14 protein-coding genes are annotated in these 15,838 nt (G+C 72.6%); 10 read left to right on the top strand and 4 right to left on the bottom strand.

Features of this window, described 5'->3' with window-relative positions; all coding sequences use genetic code 11:
• The first annotated feature begins 11 nt into the window (after positions 1–11).
• The gene (locus AC3EN4_RS01460) at positions 12–2,288 is read left to right on the top strand and encodes a DUF8189 domain-containing protein (RefSeq protein ID WP_435204156.1); all 2,277 of its coding nucleotides are present in this window, start codon (positions 12–14) and stop codon (positions 2,286–2,288) included.
• Between the two features lie 77 nt (positions 2,289–2,365).
• On the opposite strand, the gene AC3EN4_RS01455 is transcribed toward AC3EN4_RS01460, so the two are convergent.
• The gene (locus AC3EN4_RS01455; protein ID WP_435204155.1) at positions 2,366–2,845 is read right to left on the bottom strand and encodes a winged helix-turn-helix transcriptional regulator; all 480 of its coding nucleotides are present in this window, start codon (positions 2,843–2,845) and stop codon (positions 2,366–2,368) included.
• Positions 2,846–2,952: 107 nt separating this feature from the next.
• On the opposite strand from AC3EN4_RS01455, the gene AC3EN4_RS01450 reads away from it, so the two are divergent.
• Positions 2,953–4,494, top strand: a complete 1,542-nt coding sequence (locus AC3EN4_RS01450) for an MFS transporter (protein WP_435204154.1) — start codon at positions 2,953–2,955, stop codon at positions 4,492–4,494.
• Positions 4,495–4,587: 93 nt separating this feature from the next.
• Here the strand turns inward: AC3EN4_RS01450 and AC3EN4_RS01445 are convergent, their stop codons facing one another.
• Positions 4,588–5,454, bottom strand: a complete 867-nt coding sequence (locus AC3EN4_RS01445) for an oxidoreductase (protein WP_435204153.1) — start codon at positions 5,452–5,454, stop codon at positions 4,588–4,590.
• Between the two features lie 137 nt (positions 5,455–5,591).
• On the opposite strand from AC3EN4_RS01445, the gene AC3EN4_RS01440 reads away from it, so the two are divergent.
• The 3 genes from AC3EN4_RS01440 (at position 5,592) to AC3EN4_RS01430 (ending at position 8,189) form a co-directional block, all read left to right on the top strand.
• Complete coding sequence (locus AC3EN4_RS01440) at positions 5,592–6,473, top strand: helix-turn-helix domain-containing protein (protein ID WP_435204152.1); 882 nt, start codon at positions 5,592–5,594, stop codon at positions 6,471–6,473.
• Between the two features lie 45 nt (positions 6,474–6,518).
• Entirely contained in the window at positions 6,519–7,061 is a 543-nt protein-coding gene (locus AC3EN4_RS01435) for a TetR/AcrR family transcriptional regulator (protein ID WP_435204151.1), read from the top strand.
• A 96-nt stretch (positions 7,062–7,157) separates the two neighbouring features.
• Positions 7,158–8,189 (top strand): medium chain dehydrogenase/reductase family protein, encoded by a 1,032-nt coding sequence (locus AC3EN4_RS01430; RefSeq protein ID WP_435204150.1) that lies wholly within the window; start codon positions 7,158–7,160, stop codon positions 8,187–8,189.
• A 6-nt stretch (positions 8,190–8,195) separates the two neighbouring features.
• Here the strand turns inward: AC3EN4_RS01430 and AC3EN4_RS01425 are convergent, their stop codons facing one another.
• Positions 8,196–8,927 carry a SigB/SigF/SigG family RNA polymerase sigma factor gene (locus AC3EN4_RS01425; protein WP_435204383.1) on the bottom strand — a complete coding sequence of 244 codons (732 nt, stop codon included), beginning with the start codon at positions 8,925–8,927 and terminating at the stop codon, positions 8,196–8,198.
• Positions 8,928–9,259: 332 nt separating this feature from the next.
• Between AC3EN4_RS01425 and AC3EN4_RS01420 the strand changes: the two genes are divergently transcribed.
• Both AC3EN4_RS01420 and AC3EN4_RS01415 read left to right on the top strand, forming a co-directional pair.
• The gene (locus AC3EN4_RS01420) at positions 9,260–10,474 is read left to right on the top strand and encodes a PP2C family protein-serine/threonine phosphatase (RefSeq protein WP_435204149.1); all 1,215 of its coding nucleotides are present in this window, start codon (positions 9,260–9,262) and stop codon (positions 10,472–10,474) included.
• 67 nt (positions 10,475–10,541) lie between these two features.
• Complete coding sequence (locus tag AC3EN4_RS01415; protein ID WP_435204148.1) at positions 10,542–11,609, top strand: DUF2855 family protein; 1,068 nt, start codon at positions 10,542–10,544, stop codon at positions 11,607–11,609.
• 13 nt (positions 11,610–11,622) lie between these two features.
• Here AC3EN4_RS01415 and AC3EN4_RS01410 read toward each other — a convergent pair whose 3' ends face one another.
• Positions 11,623–12,423, bottom strand: coding sequence for an SDR family NAD(P)-dependent oxidoreductase (locus AC3EN4_RS01410; protein ID WP_435204147.1), 801 nt, complete (start codon positions 12,421–12,423; stop codon positions 11,623–11,625).
• Positions 12,424–12,646: 223 nt separating this feature from the next.
• Between AC3EN4_RS01410 and AC3EN4_RS01405 the strand changes: the two genes are divergently transcribed.
• The 3 genes from AC3EN4_RS01405 to AC3EN4_RS01395 are packed head-to-tail and all read left to right on the top strand — an operon-like array spanning position 12,647 to position 15,787.
• Positions 12,647–14,479, top strand: a complete 1,833-nt coding sequence (locus AC3EN4_RS01405; RefSeq protein WP_435204146.1) for a sigma-70 family RNA polymerase sigma factor — start codon at positions 12,647–12,649, stop codon at positions 14,477–14,479.
• On the top strand, positions 14,479–15,105 hold the full coding sequence (locus AC3EN4_RS01400; RefSeq protein ID WP_435204145.1) for a DUF305 domain-containing protein: 627 nt from the start codon (positions 14,479–14,481) through the stop codon (positions 15,103–15,105). Before AC3EN4_RS01405 ends, AC3EN4_RS01400 begins: the two co-directional genes overlap by 1 nt.
• Complete coding sequence (locus AC3EN4_RS01395) at positions 15,092–15,787, top strand: hypothetical protein (RefSeq protein WP_435204144.1); 696 nt, start codon at positions 15,092–15,094, stop codon at positions 15,785–15,787. Before AC3EN4_RS01400 ends, AC3EN4_RS01395 begins: the two co-directional genes overlap by 14 nt.
• Positions 15,788–15,838: the final 51 nt, after the last annotated feature.

The raw sequence follows: 15,838 nt of genomic DNA, 5'->3' as shown, positions 1-15,838 counted from the left end.
GGAGTACCTCCATGCGCCTGAACCGACCGATGACCGTCGCTCTGGCCGTGCTCGGCCTCGGCGTGGTCGCTCCGCTGCCGGCCAACGCCGGCCCACCGCAGGCGGCCAATCCGCCGCACACCGGCCCCGGGCACGGGCCGGGCCGACCCGATCCCGGTGACGGGCCCGGCCGACCGGGCCCCGGGCAGGGGCCGGGTCGACCAGGTCACGCCCCGGTCGGCGCCGGCGCTGAGGACCAGGGCGCGCCCACGTTCTACAACAGCGGGCTCGCTCCGACGCCCTACCAGGGCTGGAACACCTACTTCGGTCTCGGTGGTGACCCCACCGAGGCCGAAGTACGGTCGGTCACCGACTTCATGGTCGCCAGTGGCCTGCGCGACGCCGGCTACACGTACGTCTGGATCGACGGCAACTGGGCCGCACCCACCCCGCGCAACCAGGCCGGTCAGCTCGTCGCCGACCCGGCCCGCTTCCCCGGCGGGATGGCCGCGCTGGCCGCGTACATCCACAGCAAGGGCATGAAGGCCGGTATCTACACCGACGCCGGCCCGTACCTGCCGGGGCAGTGCGGGCTCGGCAGCAACGGGCACTACCAGGCCGACGTCGCCCAGTTCGCCGGCTGGGGCTTCGACGCGCTCAAGGCCGACTGGCTCTGCGGTCGCGCCGCCGGCCTCGACCCGGAGACCACCTTCCGCGAGTTGGCCGAGGCGGTACACCAGTCGCCTCGGCCGATGCTGCTCAACATCTGCAACCCGGTCAGCTCGGACTGGGGTGGCGGCCCGTACGCCCCGGAGCAGCTCTCCACCTGGAGCTACACGTACGCGCCGACCGTCGCCGACTCGTGGCGGACGTACACCGACGTGGGGTTGACCGACCCGACTCCGCAGTGGGCGTTTCCGTGGGTGCTGCGCAACATGGACGTCAACGCGTACCACCCGGCGGCCACCGGTCCGGGGCACTACAACGACCCGGACTACCTCCTGCCGATGCGTCCGCTGCCCGAGGGTGGGTACGAACTGAGCCTGGAGGAGTCCAGGACGCAGCTCGGCATGTGGGCCATCATGGCCGCGCCGCTGGTGATCGGCTCCGACCCGCGGGGCCTGCCGCAGGACATGGTCTCCGCGCTGACCAACCCGGAGATCGTCGCGGTGGACCAGGACCCGCTGGTCCGGCAGGGTGTCAAGGTCGCCGACACCGGTACCGACGCGCAGGTGTGGAGCAAGGTCCTCGCCGGCTCCGGCAGGCGGGCCGTCGCGCTGCTCAACCGGCACGACGCCGCCCAGCAGATCACGGTGACCTTCGCCGACGTCGCGCTCGGTGGCCAGGTCCGCGTCCGTGACCTGTGGGCCCGCGCCGACGTGGACGCCCAGCCGGGCACCTCGGGTACGCAGCCGTTCACCGGCTCGTACACCGTCGAGGTTCCGGCGCACGGGGTGGCCATGCTCGGTCTGACCGGCACCGCCCAGGTCGCCGGCGCCAACCTGGGCGGCACCGCCAGCGCCAGCCCCGCGCTGGTCCGGGTCGACGACACGCACGCCACGGCCTTCGTCCGCGACGCGCAGGGCGCACTGGCGGTCAACACCCGCTCCGGTACGACGTGGGGGACCGGGTGGACGACGCTCGGCGGCCCGGTCGGCGGCCGGATCCTCGGCCAGCCGGCCGCGTACGGGTCGGCCAACGGGCGGATCGACGTGTTCGTCCGGGGCACCGACAACGCCGCCTGGCAGCGCAGTTACGTCGCCGGCGCGTGGGGGCCGTGGCGCAGTCTCGGTGGCTCGCTGACCGATGCCCCGACGGTGGCCTGGACCAGCGAGACCCAGTGGACGATCGTCGCCCGGGGTGCCGACGGCAAGCTCTGGTCGCGGACCCCGACCACCGGCTGGACCGGCCTCGGGGCCCCTGACGACCGGCCGTTCTACGGTCGGCCGAGCGCCGTCGTCGACGACGCGGGCGTACTGCACGTGGCGGTCCGCAGCCGCACCGACGAGGTGTGGTGGCGCAGCCGTACCGGCACCACCTGGTCCGCCTGGACCAACCTGGGCGGCACCACCAGCGGCAGCCCGACCCTGCTCGCCACCTCCGGCCGGGTCTACCTGTTCGCGCTGGCCGCCGACAACCGACTCTGGCAGCGCAACCTGACCGACGGGGCGTGGGGCGGCTGGTTCCGGCGCGGCGAGTTCGCCACCGACGCGTTCCGTGGCGCGCCGGGGGCCGCCGCGGGCGCGAACGGCAGCGCCTGGCTGGCGGTGCGCGGCGTGGACGACCGGGTGCACCAGGTCGTGCTCTGATCCGGAGGGTGACGGGCCGCCGACGGGCGGCCCGCCACCCGCACCGATCGGCCGTGCGGGCTCGCCGAATCAGGGCGTCAGGCGCGGCGGATCAGGCCCGGCCCGGCGGTGATGTCGATCTCGCCGTCCTTGACGTCGTGCCCGGCGGCGCAGCGGAGTACCGCGCGGACCGGCTCGCCACAGTCGTGGTGGGTGGCCCGGATGCCGGGGCCGGCCTCGTCGGCGCTCCAGGTGTCGCCCCAGTTGCGCAGTGCGGTGATGACGGGCAGCAGGTCGCGGCCCTTGCGGGTGAGTTGGTACTCGTGGCGGGTGCGCTGGCCCGGTTCCCGGTAGGGGATCCGTTCGAGGAGGCCGGCGGCGACCATCTCCTTGAGCCGGGCGGCCATGGCGGGCTCGCCGACCCCGACGCGGCGGACGAAGTCGTCGAACCGCCGGGTGCCGAGCAGCGCCTCACGCATGATCAGGATCGTCGAACGGCTGCCCACGATGTCCATCGCCCGTGCGACGGAGCAGTTCTCCATCGACCAGGATTCGCGGTCGTCCCGTAGGTCCTCCATGTCATCCAGCTTACCTGGCTTGCGCTGACACTAGCCAGGTGATTCACTGGGCGTTACCCTGGCTACGCTATGCAGAAGTCAGCCGAACCCCGACCCGAGGACGTCCAGTGACCACCAGCAGCACGGCCCCGAACAGACCGGCCGCCGTCACCCGAGCGACCGTTCGCGGCTCCCGCCCGGTGACCCTGATCGCCATGTGTCTGGGCGCGATGATCACGTTCCTTCAGATCACCGCCACCGTCTCCGCCCTGACCACCATCCAGGCCGACCTCCGGGTCGACCCGACCACCGTGATCTGGATCCCCAGCGCCTACACCCTGGTCGTGGCGAGTCTGGTGCTCTCCGCCGCAACCCTGGGCAACCGCTACGGGCGACGGCGCATGTTCGGCGCCGGCATCCTCGCGATGATCGTCGGCGGCATCGCCGTGGCCAGCGCGCCCACCGTGGGCTGGGTGATCGTCGGCCAGTTGGTCGCCGGCCTCGGCGGCGCCCTGATCCTGCCGAACAGCCTGGCGATCCTCGGCGCGACGTTCACCGACCCGCACCGCCGCACCGAGGTCATCACCGCCTGGTCGGCCGCCTCCGGCATCGGTCTGGCGGTGGGCCCGCTCATCGCCGGTGCGCTGCTGCGCCACCACTCCTGGCACAGCGTCTACGTGTCGACGATCGTGCTGGGCGTGGTCACCCTCGTCGTCACCGCGATCGGGGTGGCCGAGTCCCGGCCCAGCGCGGGACGACTCGACCTGCCCGGCCTGCTGCTCGGCACCGTCGCCATCGCCGCCGCGGTCTACGCCATGATCCAGGGCGGACGCGACGGCTACACGAGCCCGGTCGTGTCGACCGCCTGGCTCGTCTCGGCCGCCGCACTCGTCGCGTTCGTGCTGGTCGAGCTGCGCAGCAGTGCGCCGATGCTCGACGTACGGCTGTTCCGCTCGGCGTCGTTCAGCGCCGTCATGGTCGTCGCCGCCGTGTCGCTGTTCGGCTTCACCGGCGTGGCGATCCTGCTCGTCCTCTTCCACGAGCGTGCCCAGGCGCTCAGCCCGCTGGACACCGGCTGGCGGATGCTGGTGCTGTTCGGCGCGTACATCCTGGCGGCCTTCGCCGCCGGGCGGACCATCCGGCGTACCGGATTCAAGGCGCCGCTCACCGTCGGCCTGGTGCTCGGCGCGGTGGCCACCTTCGGGCTGGCGGCGCAGGGTCCGACCACGACGTTCGACCACCGCTGGGCACTGTTCGTGCTGTTCGGCGCCGCCAGCGGTCTGGTGGTGGCACCGGCCACGGCGGCGGCGCTGGCCAGCGTGGCCCCCGCCCAGGCCGGCATGGCCTCCGGCGCGGTCAACGCCTCCCGCCAGGTGGGCTCGGTGCTCGGCTCGTCCCTGCTGGGCACGCTGCTCACCACCACGATGGCGGCCGACCTGCCCGACCGGCTCGCCGCCCACCAGGTGGGCGAGCCCACCCGGAGCGCCGTGCAGGCGGCGGTCGCGTCCGGCGCGACCGGTGGCGAGCCGCTGCCCGAGCCGGTCCGGTCGGCGCTCGCCGAGGCCATGACCTCCGGAGTCCAGGCCGGTCTGCGGGTCAGCGGCATCGTCTTCCTCGTCACCGCCGTCCTCGCGCTCACCCTCATCCGCAACCGCCCTCACCAGCACTAGCGAGGCAGGGCCCGACGCAGGCCGTCACGCCAGCGCCGGGCCCGGCGGCGCCAGCACGGGCCGGGGTACGCGCAAGCACGCCCGACTTCGCGTTCAGTCGCCGATCGTGTTCAGATCCTCGATCGCGTCGGCCGGCAGCGTCAGGTCGGCCGCGGCGAGGTTCTCCCGCAGGTGTGCCAGCGTGGAGGTACCCGGGATCAGCGCCATGGTGGGGGAGCGCTGCAGCAGCCAGGCCAGGGCGACCTGCTGCGGCGAGGCGCCCACCCGGGCGGCCACGGCGTTGAGTGTGTCGGACTGCAACGGCGTGAAGCCGCCGAGCGGGAAGAACGCGGCGAACGCGATGTTCTCCGCCGCGCAGCGGTCGACAAGCGGGTCGTCCTGCCGGTTGGCGAGGTTGTACAGGTTCTGCACGGTGACCACCGGGGCGATGGCCTGGGCCTCGGTGAGCTGGGCGAGGGTGACGTTGCTGAGCCCGAGGTGACGGATGAGGCCCTGCTGCCGCAACTCGGCCAGGGCGCCGAACTGCTCGGAGAGGGGATCGTCGCCGGTGCCCTCGGCCACCCCGACCCGCAGGTTGACCACGTCGAGGGCGTCCAGGCCGAGGTGCCGGAGGTTGTCGTGGACCTGGGCCTTCAGCTCGTCCGGCGCGAGCGCGGGGAGCCAGGAGGCGTCGTCGCCGCGCCGCGCGCCGACCTTGGTGACCAGGTGCAGATCCTCGGGGTACGGGTGCAGCGCCTCGCGGATCAGCTCGTTGACCACCACCGGGCCGTAGAAGTCGCTGGTGTCGATGTGGCGTACCCCCTGGTCGACGGCCTCGCGGAGGACGGCGAGGGCCTGCGCGCGGTCGCGCGGCGGGCCGAAGACGTGCGGGCCGGCGAGCTGCATCGCGCCGTACCCCATCCGGCTCAGGGTGAGGCCGTCGGCGGGGGTCAGGGCGCCGCCGGGCAGGTTGTCGCTCATGTCGTTCCTCTATCCGTTGTCGTCGCAGGTATGCGCAGGACGACTGTCCGTCGTTCGCGGCCGGACCGGCAGGGCGAGGTGTTCCTGGTTGTGACACGACCAGTCACCGGGTCACCTTCCGATCTACCGTCGAGGGCATGGACGCCACCAACCAGTTCGGCGAGTTCCTGCGGGCCCGTCGCGAGCGGATCCGACCCGAGGAGGTGGGCCTCGGCCCGGGCGTCGGCCTGCGTCGGGTGCCCGGGCTGCGGCGCGAGGAGGTGGCGATGCTGGCCGGGATCAGCGCCGACTACTACCTGCGGTTGGAGCAGGGGCGTGAGCGGCACCCCTCGGTGCAGGTCCTCGACGCGCTCGCCGGGGTGCTGCGACTGGATCCGGAGGCGACCGCGTACATGATCGGGTTGACCCGGCCGCGGTCGCGCCGGGCGGTCCGACCGGCCGCCGAGCGCGTACCGGCCAGTGTGCTCCACCTGGTGGGGCAGCTTTCGATGCCCGCGTTCGTGCAGAACCGCTACCTGGACATCCTGGCGTCGAACCGGATGGCGAGGGCGCTGTCGCCGAACCTCGCCCCGGGTGCGAACCGGCTCCGCGCGGTGTTCCTGGACGCGGCGGAGCGGGAGTTGTTCCGGGACTGGCGGCAGGCGATGCAGAAGGTGGTGGGTCAGCTGCGCGCCGACTCGGCCGCGGACGCCGACGACCCCCGGCTGGCCGCGCTGGTGGGGGAGTTGTCGCTGAAGAGCGACTGTTTCCGCCAGTTGTGGGCCCGGCACGAGGTACGCGGGCGGGAGGGCGTGGTGAGCCGGCTGCACCACCCCGAGGTGGGTGATCTCGACCTGTACTGCGACAAGCTCGCCATTTCCGGCGCGGAGGGGCAGCTCCTGGTCATCTACCACGCCGAGCCCGGTACGGAGTCCGAGCGCCTGCTCGCGCTGCTCGGCTCGATCGCCGCCAGCACCCCCGACGACGGCGTGGACAGCATCCGGCCCGGCGATCCGGCTCGCCTCTATCCCTCGGAGTGAGCCTGGGCTTGACGCCATCATGTTTGTGAGTGCACACTCACAAACATGAGATCCACCGCCGAGGCCCGCCGGGCCACCGTCCTGAACGCCGCCGTGTCGGCGTTCGCGCGTACCGGCTTCCACGCCACGCCGGTCACCGCGGTCGCGGCCGCCGCCGGCATCTCCGAGGCGTACGTCTTCCGGCTCTTCAACGGCAAGCTCGGGTTGTTCGTGGCGGCGGCCGAGGCGTGCTTCGAGCGGATCGTCGCGGCGCTCGGGATGGGCGCGGAGCGCGCCGGTGACGCCGGCCCGGACGAGATCCTGGACGCGATGGGTGGCGCCTACGCCGAGTTGATCGCCGACCGTGATCTCCTGCTGCTCCAGGTGCAGGCGCAGGCGGTCACCGACGTTCCCGAGATCGCCGAGGCGGTGCGGGCCGGCTACCGGCGCGTCGCCACCTTCGTGCAGAACCGATCCGGGGCCGGTGACGCCCAGGTGCAGCAGTTCTTCGCGTACGGCCAGCTCTGCCACCTGATCGTGACGGCCGGCCTGGAGCAGGTGCCCGAGCCCTGGGCGCGCGCATTGACCGCCGGCATCCGGCATCCCTGACCACCCACGTCCGAGAAAGGCCCGGGCCGCTCCTGGCGGCCCACTTTTTCCACCCACAATGTGTGTGAGTGCCCACTCACTAACAGGAGGCGACAGATGAGCAGCAGCGCAATGATCACCGAGGTGGTACTGCCCGGCGTGGTCGAGCCGGACGGGCTCCAGATCAACCAACGCGCCATGCCCGTGCCCGCCGCACGGCAGGCGCTCGTCCAGGTCGAGGCCACCGGCATCTCGTACGCCGAGCAGAGCATGCGCCGGAACCTCTACCCGGGTCAGCCGGCGTTCCCGTTCGTGCCCGGCTACGACCTCGTCGGCACCGTTCACGCGGTGGGAGCGGGTGGTGACGAGTCGCTGGTCGGCACCCGGGTCGCGGCGGTCACCAAGACCGGCGCCTGGACCACGCACGCCGTCGTGGACGTCGACGACCTCACGCCCGTACCACCCGGCCTGGACCCGGCCGAGGTCGAGACCGTCGTGGTGAACGGGGTGACCGCCTGGCAGATGCTGGGCCGGGCCCGGCTGCGGGCCGGGCAGACGATCCTCGTGCACGGCGCGAACGGCGGTGTGGGAACGGTCCTCGTCCAACTCGGCCGCCACCTCGGGCTGCGGGTCATCGGCACCGCGGCCCCGCGACACCACGAGGCGCTGCGGGCGCTCGGCGTCGAACCGCTCGACTACCGCGCCCCGGACCTGGCCGGGCGCGTACGGGCCCTGTCCCCGGGCGGTGTCGACGCCGTCTTCGATCCGGTGGCCGGTCCGGGCGTACGCACCTCGTACCGGCTGCTCGCTCCCGGTGGCACGCTCATCGTCTACGGCACCGCCTCGGCCACCGGCGCCGCCCGGTCGATCGCCTGGGTCTTCGTGAAGCTGCTGGCGCGGCTCTACACCTGGAACGCCCTGCCGAACGGTCACCGGGTCGGCTTCTACAACTTCTGGGCCGGTCGTCTCACCCGTGGCGCGGCGTTCCGGCGTCGGCTGCGTACCGACCTCGGCACCGTGCTCGACCTGCTCCGCCAGGGCGTGCTGGTGCCGCAGATCGCCGCCCGCTACCCCCTGACCGAGGTTTCCGCCGCGCTGGCCTTCGCCGAGGCCCGTACCCGGCCCGGCAAGGTGGTGCTGGAGCCCTGAACCGGCTCAGCCGATGTCCTCGGCGAGGTGTCCGCGCAGCGTGGCGAGCGCCCGGGTGAGCAGTCGGGATACGTGCATCTGGGAGACGCCGATCCGCTCGGCGATCTGGGCCTGGGTCAGGTTGCCGTGGAACCGCAGGCTGAGGATCCGGCGTTCGCGTTCCGGCAGCGTGGCGAGCGCCGGGCCGAGGGCGACGCGGAGGTCGACCAGGTCCAGCTCGTGGTCGTCCACGCCGAGGGTGTCGCCGAGTTCCATGGTGCCGTCGACGCCCACCGGGGTGGACAGTGAGGTCGACCGGTACGCCCGGGCGCCCTCCAGCCCTTCCAGCACGGCCTCCTCGGAGACGTCGAGGTGCGCGGCGACGTCGGCGACCGTCGGCGAGCGGCCCAGGGTGTGCGTCAGCGTGCTGTTGGCGACGCTGATCGCCAGCCGCAGTTCCTGGAGGCGGCGCGGCACCCGCACCGCCCAGGTGCGGTCCCGGAAGTACCGCTTGATCTCGCCGGCGATGGTCGGGATGGCGTACCCGCTGAAGTCGACGCCACGGTCGGCGTCGAAGTGGTCGACGGCCTTGACGAGGCCGACCATGGCGGTCTGCGTCAGGTCCTCGTCGGGCACGCCGCGCCCGGAGTAGCGGCGGGCCAGGTGCCGGGCGAGGGGCATCCACGCCTCGATGGCGCGGTCCCGCAGCGCCGGTCGGCGCGGGTCGTCGGCCGCAAGGGTGACCAGTTCGACGATCAGTTCGTCCGTACGCCGGTGGTCGTGAGCAGTGCCGGTGGTGGTGGCCACGGGACGGTCCTCTCCACGGGTGCCCGTCTACGAGGCCGACCGGAGAGAGATCCGAACCGGCTGCCGCCGGAGCGCATGGACGGACGGGATGCGCTGTCGAGGAGGTTCCACAACCCGGGCCTCGCCACCGCGTCATGTCGTTCGTGTGCCAGTCCCGACGCTACCCGAAAGGGCCAGCTATTACTAGCCGAAAGTATGAGTGGGCGAAGGTGGGGCGAGGTCAGGCGCACATTGGCAGTTCGCTCCCGTGCTCCTAGGGTGGTCAGGACACGGGGAGGTGGAGCGTGGTCGACGCTGGCGACGCGGCGCGTTGGCTACAGCTCAACGCACCCCGAGGCGGGCCGGACGAGCTGTCGCTCCTCGTCACCCGGGCGGCGCCGGCGATCGGCGCCACCGAGATCGTGATCTACCTGGCCGACTACACCCAGTCCTGCCTCGTGCCCATGCTGGGCGCCGGTCTGACCCGGGACGAGTTGACGATCGAGACCACGCTGGCCGGGCGGGCGTTCACGACCCTCGACGTGCAGCGAGCCGCCGAATCCCCGGACCGACTCTGGGTGCCTCTGCTGCTCGGCTGTGAGCGGCTCGGTGTTCTGGAGGTCGTGTCGCCGGCCGCGGGTGACCCGGCGTCGGACGGTTCCGTCTGGGAGTTGGCGGTCAACGTCGCCCAGGTCCTGGTGAATCGCCGGCTCTACGGCGACGTCGTCGAGCGGATGCGACGCCGCCTCCCGATGCAGGTCGCCGCCGAGATCGTGTGGGGACTGCTGCCGCCGCTGACCTTCGCGACCGACGATGTGGTGGTCACCGCGATCCTCGAACCGTGCTACGACGTCGGCGGGGACATCTTCGACTACGCGCTGAACGGCGACGTGCTCAGCGTCGGGCTCTTCGACACCTGTGGGCACGGCATCAGGGCGAGCAGCCTGGCGTCGCTGGTGGTCAGCGCGTACCGCAACGCCCGCCGGTCCGGCCTCGACCTGGTGGACACGGCCATCAGCATCGACCGCTGGGTGCGCTCGGAGCACCCGAGCTATTTCGCGACCGCGCTGCTTGCCGAACTGGATCGGCGGACCGGCCGGCTCAGCATCATCAACGCCGGTCACCCCGGCGCCATGTTGCTGCGCGACGGCAAGGCGATCCGGGAGCTGCCGGGGCCGACCGCGCTGCCGCTCGGCCTCGGTCACCTGTCGGAGAGAAGGCCCCGGGTGTACGAGGAGGACCTGCACCCGGGGGACCGCCTCCTCGCCTACACCGACGGCATCACCGAAGCGCGCAGTGTCGACGGGGAGCGGTTCGGTCTGGACCGGCTCGTCGACTTCGTCAATCGCGCCCTCAACGACAGCCAGCCCAGCCCGGAGACGATGCGGCGGCTGGTGCGCGCGGTCCTCGCCTACCAGGACGAGCAGCTCGACGACGACGCGACGGCCCTGATCCTGGAGTGGCAGCCGCAGCACCTCCCGCTGGGGCACCTGCGCCACGTCACCGCGCCCCACCCCTGACCGTCGAGTGGGATTTTGCACTCTGAGTGCACTTGTCTCGGGATCGAGGGCTGTCTAGCGTCACACCATGGCTGACTCGTGGACCTTCGCCGTGGCCCGTAGCGACCTCGGGCGCACCACCCTCGCCGACGGCGACGTGCCCGCCCTGCCCGACGGAGCGGCGCTGCTGCGCGTCGACCGTGTCGGTCTCACCGCCAACAACGTGACCTACGCCGTGCTCGGCGAGGCGATGCGCTACTGGGAGTTCTTCCCGCCCGGCCCGCGCGGGCTCGATCCACAGTGGGGGCTTCCGCCGCTGTGGGGGTTCGCCGAGGTGGTCGCGTCGACGGTCGCCGATGTCGAGGTGGGCCGACGGGTCTACGGCTATCTACCTCCCGCCGGCCACCTGGTGGTCCGGCCGGACCGGGTGGACGCGTCCGGGTTCCGCGACGCGAGCCCGCACCGCGCCGGGCTGCCCTCGCCGTACAACGCGTACCGGGCGACCGACGGCGACCCGGCCTACCGGGCCGAGCAGGAGGATCTGCTGATCCTGTTCCGGCCGCTCTTCTTCACCTCGTTCATGCTGGCCGACCAGGTCGTCGACAACGACTTCTACGGCGCACAGGCGCTGGTCCTGTCGTCGGCGTCGAGCAAGACGGCCTACGCCGCCGCGAGTGAACTGCACGGCCGCGGCGCGCGCCTGGTCGGGCTCACCTCGCCCGGCAACCTCGCGTTCACCCGGTCGCTGGGCTGCTACGACGACGTCGTGCCGTACGACGCGATCGACACGCTCGACGTGGTCGACACCGCGTACCTCGACCTGTCCGGCGCGCCCGCGACCCGGGCCGCGCTCCGCGGACACCTCGGCGACCGGCTCGTCCGGGACATCGCCGTCGGGCTCACCACCCAGACGCCAAACGCCGACGCCGCCGGGGAGGTCTTCTTCGCGCCCGTGCAGATGCGCAAGCGCAGCCAGGACTGGGGGCGCGACGGGCTCGACGCCCGGTTCACCGACGCCTGGCAGCGGTTCGTCCCCGTGGTGAGCGGGTGGCTCGACGTGCGGGTCGGCCACGGCCCGGAGGCGCTGCGGGACGCCTGGCTCGACGTTCTCGCCGGCCGTACGCCCCCACGGGTCGGTCACGTCGTCCAGTTCTGAGCGCCCGCCACCGTCACGGCACGATGGCGTCCACGTACCCGCCGTCCACCCGGACCGCCGCGCCGGTCGTCGCGGAGGCGAGCGGCGAGGCGAGGTACGTGACCATGTTGGCGATCTCCTCGGGCTCGATGAGCCGCTGGAGCAGCGACTGCGGCCGGTGCAGGCGCATGAACTCCCGCTGGGCCTCCTCCCAGGGCAGGCTGTCACCCACGAGATCGGCGACGAGCTCCTCCACGCCGCCGGTGTGGGTCGGCCCGGCGAGCACCGAGTTGACGGTCACGCCGGTGCCGGCCGCGGCCTTCGCGAACCCGCGCGAGACGCCGAGCAGGGCGGTCTTCGAGACGCCGTAGTGGATCATTTCGGTGGGAATGACGACCGCCGAGTCACTGGCGATGTACTGCACCCGCCCCCAACCGCGATCCATCATCGCCGGCAGGTAGGCGCGGGTCAGCCGGACGCCGGCCAGCACGTTCACCTCGAAGTAGCGACGCCACTCGTCGTCCGAGATCTCCAACGCCGCCGTGGGACCGAAGACGCCGAGGTTGTTGATCAGGATGTCGACGCTGGGCAGCAGGTCGAGCGCGCGAGCCGTACCCTCGTCGGTCGACACGTCCGCAGCCACCTCGACGACCTCCGCGCCGGGGACCTCGTCGCGCAGCGCCTTCGCCGCGCGCTCCACGCCGGCGGCGGTACGGCCGTTCACGGCCACCCGCGCCCCCGCCCGCGCGAGCCCCACCGTGATGGCCGCGCCGATGCCCTGGGTCGAGCCGGTGACCAGCGCGGTCCTACCGGCGAGATCGATCTGAACCGTCATGTCCCATCCCCGTCCTTGCGCACCACGCCCGCTTACCGCAGCCTCGACCGTATCGGTGCCGGCCGGACCCGGCAGGGTGAGTCGGACAGATCACGCCCGCCGCCGAGGCCGGTGTCCGGTCCGAGCAGAAAACCGTAATCTGACCTGCCACCGCTCGTCTCCGATCAGGAGCGGTCAGCGCGCACCGGCGCTGTTCTCGTCGAGCGCACAAGGAGTGGAACCCATGTCGTCAGCCGGTCGGGCAGTACCCGATTCCGGGTTGGTCGTCGCGGCGCGACAGGGCGACCGGCGCGCTCTCGACGACCTCGTGGCGGCCTCGCTTCCGCTGGTCTACAACATCGTCGGGCGGGCGCTGCGCGGCCACGCCGACGTCGACGACGTGGTCCAGGAGACCTTGGTACGGGTGATCCGGCACCTGCCCACCCTCAACGACCCGACGGCGTACCGGTCCTGGCTGGTGGCGATCACCATCCGGCAGGTACGCGACTGGGACCAGCGCCGACGGGTCGCCCTCAACCGGGACGCCGGACTGGACGCGATCCACAACGTGCCCGACCCCGCCTCCGACTTCGCCGGGATGACGATCCTCCGGCTCGGCCTCACCGACCAGCGGCGGGAGGTCGCCGAGGCCACCCGGTGGCTCGATCCGGACGACCAGGAACTGCTCTCGTTGTGGTGGCTGGAGGAGACCGGCGAGCTGACGCGTACCGAGATCGCCGAGGCGGCGAATCTGTCGCCGGGGCACGTCGCCGTACGCATCCACCGGATGAAGGAGCAGATCCAGAGCGCCCGAGGTGTCGTCCGCGCACTGCACGAACGACCCGGGTGCCCGGACCTGCGCGCCGCGACGGCCGAGTGGGACGGCAACCCCAGCCCGTTGTGGCGCAAGCGGTTGGCCCGGCACGTCCGCGACTGCGCGTTCTGTGGCCGCCTGGGCGCCGCCTTCCTGCCGATCGACCGGCTGCTCGCGGGGATGTCGCTGCTGCCGCTGCCGGCCGGCCTCAGCGCTCACATCCCGCAGGCGACCGCGCCCATGGTCGTCGCACCGGCCGTCGGACCGTCGTCGAACCTCGCCGGCCTGGCAGCGCACGCGCCCAGTGGCCTGCTGCCGTCCCTCGCGGCCTCGGTGGCGGTGGCGGTCACCGCGGTCACCGCGTTGGTGGTGCTGCTGCCGGCTGATCCGGCCGCCGCGCCACAGGCCGCGCCCTCCTGGGCCGCCGCGCCGCCCGCCTCGCCCACCGTCGTCGCCTCGCCGAGCAAGTCGCCGTCACCGAGCGTTCGTCCGTCCCCCTCGAAGGCGCCGGTGGTGCCGGCGGTCAGCTCCGCGCGCAAGGGCGTCGGGGTGTGGGACTTCGCGGGTGCGAGTCAGGCGTTGGCCAACTCGAAGGCCGGTTGGTACTACACCTGGGGCACCCAACATCCCGGCATCACCACTCCGCGAGGCGCGGCGTTCGTGCCCATGATCCGTAGTGCGGAGAACGTCAACGCCACAGACCTTGCCCGGGCCCGGGCGGCCGGGCCCTACCTGCTCGGCTTCAACGAGCCGGACCTGGCCGAGCAGGCGGGCATGACCGTCGAGCAGGCACTGGACCTGTGGCCGCAACTGATGGCGACGGGCAGCAAACTGAGCAGCCCGGCGGTCGCCTTCGGTGGCGCGGACCCGCAGGGTTGGCTGGGCCGGTTCATGGCCGGCGCCGAGGCCCGGGGTCACCGGGTCGACTTCATCGCCCTGCACTGGTACGGCGCCGACTTCACCACCGCCGCGGCGGTGAACCAGCTCCGGCAGTACCTGCAAGCCGTGTACCAGCGGTACAGGAAGCCGATCTGGCTGACCGAGTTCGCGTTGATCCGCTACGACGGCGGGCGTCAGGTGTTCCCGAGCCAGGAGCAGCAGGCCGCCTTCCTCACCGCGGCCACCAGCATGCTCGGCCAACTCTCCTACGTGCAGCGGTACGCCTGGTTCGGGCTGCCCGCGACCGACAAGGACAAGTCCGGGCTGTTCAGCGACGGCACCAGGGCCACGGCTGTGGGCCGCGCGTTCCAGGCCGCGCGCTGATGATCGCCCGCAGGGCCCCCGCCTGGCGGATCGCCGGTGTCGCCGTGACGCTGGCCGCGACGACGCTGGCCGTCGGCCTGACCCGGCACGCGAGCCGTACCGACCGATCCGCCGCGCCCGCGTCGTCGGCCGCCGCGCCTGCCGCGTCGGTGCTGCTCAACGGCACCGACGACGCCTTCATCCAACTGCTGCTCCCGATGGACGAGGGCGCGCTCGCGCTGATCGACCACCTCGACACCCGTCCCTCGGCCACCGACCCCGCGCTGCGCGCCGTCCTCGGTGACATCCGGGCGGCGCACCGGACCGAGGTGTCGGAGCTGCGGCGTCTGCTGGCCGCCGGCAACGTCCCGGAGCAGAACATCCACGAGGGGCACCAGATGCCCGGCATGGTGACCGACGACCGCCTTGCCGAGCTGCGCGCCGCCCCCGACGACGAGGTGCCGTCCCGGGCCGTGGGCCTGCTCCGGGCGCACCTCGAGCAGACGGTCGTGCTGTGTCGGGGCGAGCAGAACGCCGGGGGCAGCCCGGAGGTGCGGGCGCTCGCCGGCCGGATCCAGACGACGCGGGCCGCCGAGCTGACCGCTCTGGCGGGTCGGCCCGGCGCGACCGGCGATGCGGACCACTGACCGGTACGACACCGTGGGCGGTCCGGCGCGGGTGCCGCGGGCTGCCCACCGTGCCGCGACGACCGGGTACGCGGACAGCGTCCGGCGGGGTCGTACCGGTGGGGCGGCGCCGCGCGGCCAGGGTGCGGCGACCACACCGACGGCGGGTTGGCGCGGCGGTCACCGCCGTGCCCCGAGCCACGGCACCCTCGTCGGCGCGACCGCGATGGTGGGCCTGGGGTGGCTGCTCGCGATCCTCGCCGCGCCGCACGTCGCCCTCTCCCCGGCCGGGCGGACGGTCGCCCTCTTCGGTCATCTGACCTGCCTGGTGGTGGGCTTCGGCGCGGTGTTGACGGTGGACTGGTTCAGCCTGCGCTGGCTGCTGCGCCGCGAACCGCTCGACGCCGTGCTGAACGCGGCACGGGCAGCTCACCCGCTCATCTGGCTGGGTCTGGTCGGTCTCGTCGTCAGCGGCGCGGTGTTGGGACCGGACACGTCCTCCGCGCTGGTGTGGGTCAAGCTGTTCGCGGTGCTGGCGGTCGGCGTCAACGGGCTCTTCCTCGGCCGGGTGCGGGACCGGCTCGTCGCGGCCCAGGGCCGTCCGCCCTGGGCCGCACTACTGCCCGGCGTCGCCGCCGCCCTCACCTCCCAGCTCGGCTGGTGGGCCGCGACCCTGATCGGGTTTCTCAGCGCCAATCGCTGAGCCACCAACGGCCTGCGCTTCCTGCGCGCGGCGCTGACGGCGTACCCCTGT

It is taken from the genome of Micromonospora sp. bgisy143, from assembly GCF_057708145.1.
This window is presented reverse-complemented; position numbering and strand designations above follow the sequence as displayed.

Coding starts and splice junctions, on each gene's coding strand:
- AC3EN4_RS01455 (WP_435204155.1), bottom strand. CDS start 2,845: ATGGAGGACCTACGGGACGACCGCGAATCCTGGTCGATGGAGAACTGC.
- AC3EN4_RS01430 (WP_435204150.1), top strand. CDS start 7,158: ATGAGCAGCAGCGCAATGATCACCGAGGTGGTACTGCCCGGCGTGGTC.
- AC3EN4_RS01395 (WP_435204144.1), top strand. CDS start 15,092: ATGCGGACCACTGACCGGTACGACACCGTGGGCGGTCCGGCGCGGGTG.
- AC3EN4_RS01400 (WP_435204145.1), top strand. CDS start 14,479: ATGATCGCCCGCAGGGCCCCCGCCTGGCGGATCGCCGGTGTCGCCGTG.
- AC3EN4_RS01410 (WP_435204147.1), bottom strand. CDS start 12,423: ATGACGGTTCAGATCGATCTCGCCGGTAGGACCGCGCTGGTCACCGGC.
- AC3EN4_RS01415 (WP_435204148.1), top strand. CDS start 10,542: ATGGCTGACTCGTGGACCTTCGCCGTGGCCCGTAGCGACCTCGGGCGC.
- AC3EN4_RS01445 (WP_435204153.1), bottom strand. CDS start 5,454: ATGAGCGACAACCTGCCCGGCGGCGCCCTGACCCCCGCCGACGGCCTC.
- AC3EN4_RS01440 (WP_435204152.1), top strand. CDS start 5,592: ATGGACGCCACCAACCAGTTCGGCGAGTTCCTGCGGGCCCGTCGCGAG.
- AC3EN4_RS01460 (WP_435204156.1), top strand. CDS start 12: ATGCGCCTGAACCGACCGATGACCGTCGCTCTGGCCGTGCTCGGCCTC.
- AC3EN4_RS01405 (WP_435204146.1), top strand. CDS start 12,647: ATGTCGTCAGCCGGTCGGGCAGTACCCGATTCCGGGTTGGTCGTCGCG.
- AC3EN4_RS01435 (WP_435204151.1), top strand. CDS start 6,519: ATGAGATCCACCGCCGAGGCCCGCCGGGCCACCGTCCTGAACGCCGCC.